This window comes from Microcoleus harperi Pol14_C6, from assembly GCF_036701295.1.
GTDB lineage: Bacteria > Cyanobacteriota > Cyanobacteriia > Cyanobacteriales > Microcoleaceae > Microcoleus.
This window is the reverse complement of sequence record NZ_JAUBQN010000113.1, coordinates 1-1,198: the sequence shown is the minus strand read 5'-3', so window position 1 is coordinate 1,198 and position 1,198 is coordinate 1. Positions and strand designations below refer to the sequence as shown.

Below are 1,198 nucleotides of genomic sequence, written 5' to 3'. Positions count from 1 at the left end.
GGGGGGGTGACAAACAGGCTCAAACCCAGAGTTGGTAAGGATTGAGCCAATGTGTGCTCAAAAAAGATAGGCAGCATAATTGTTACACGCTTGCCTATCCAAAAAATAATGATACCAACATTTTACCAGACTCATTTAAAAAAACAACTGACGAAAGCTCAGTTTCTTGTGATGACAACTTTGTTATCTGTGATGCAATCAGAAAAACAAGTGAGATTAGAACGACTCTCCCGGGTATTTCCTTACCCCATTACAACGGAAAGTCGGCGTAGAAAACTACAAAGATTTCTGGATTTACCAATTTTAACTATTTCATTAATTTGGTTTCCATTAATTACTTATTGGTTGACCACTTATTGCCCCATTGGTACTCGTTTATCAATTGCCATCGACCGCAGTCAATGGGGGTGCATTAATCTGTTTATGGTTAGCCTGATCTGGGAGCGAAGAGCAATTCCATTATACTGGTGACTGTTGCCCAAATTAGGAAACAGTAACTTCGAGTCACAGACTACCAATCTACAGCAAGTTTTACCATTATTTTCAGAATATAAAGTCATCGTTTTAGGAGACCGTGAATTTTGTTCTGTTGATTTGGCAAACTGGCTTAAGGAAAAGGGTGTGTCTTTTTGCTTAAGACTGAAAAAGAATCTTTGTATCGAAACAGAACATTTAGTTTGGCAACGGTTAGATGAATTAGGAATAATACCCGGAAATTATTTGTATGTTCAAGGAAAAAGAGTGAGGAAAACTAGACCTACTACCGGATTTGGGCTGGCTTTAGCGTGGAAAAGGAACTATGGGAAATATCAAGTTAAAGAAGCCTGGTTTATTCTCACGGACTTAGGCTCATTGCGAGCAGCGCTCAATGCTTATAAGCAGCGGATGGGCATTGAAGAAATGTTCCGAGACTGTAAAACAGGAGGCTACGCTCTTGAAGGAACAAGCCTCAAAGGGAACAGACTTATTAACATGATTCTGCTCATGACACTTGCGTACAGCTCAGCAATATTTCAAGGCAATGAACTCAAGAAAAAGCAGGTACAAAAATATGTATCTCGTCGCAAAGAACCCAAGAAAAAATATCGCAGACGGAGTACATTTGGTGTTGGATTAGATGGAGAAAAGTGGGTTAATTATCTAGAACAATGTTCTTCGGAGGTGGAACAGTTAATGAAGTTAACTCCTTCTAAACGCC

At 39.5% G+C, this 1,198-nt stretch carries 2 protein-coding genes; both read left to right on the top strand.

Annotated elements, in window-relative coordinates; all coding sequences use genetic code 11:
* The first annotated feature begins 108 nt into the window (after positions 1 to 108).
* Complete coding sequence (locus tag QUA27_RS27215) at positions 109 to 471, top strand: hypothetical protein (RefSeq protein WP_333072158.1); 363 nt, start codon at positions 109 to 111, stop codon at positions 469 to 471.
* A gap of 3 nt (positions 472 to 474) precedes the next feature.
* On the top strand, positions 475 to 1,198 hold a 724-nt coding region (locus QUA27_RS27210; RefSeq protein ID WP_333072157.1), incomplete at its 3' end, for an IS4 family transposase.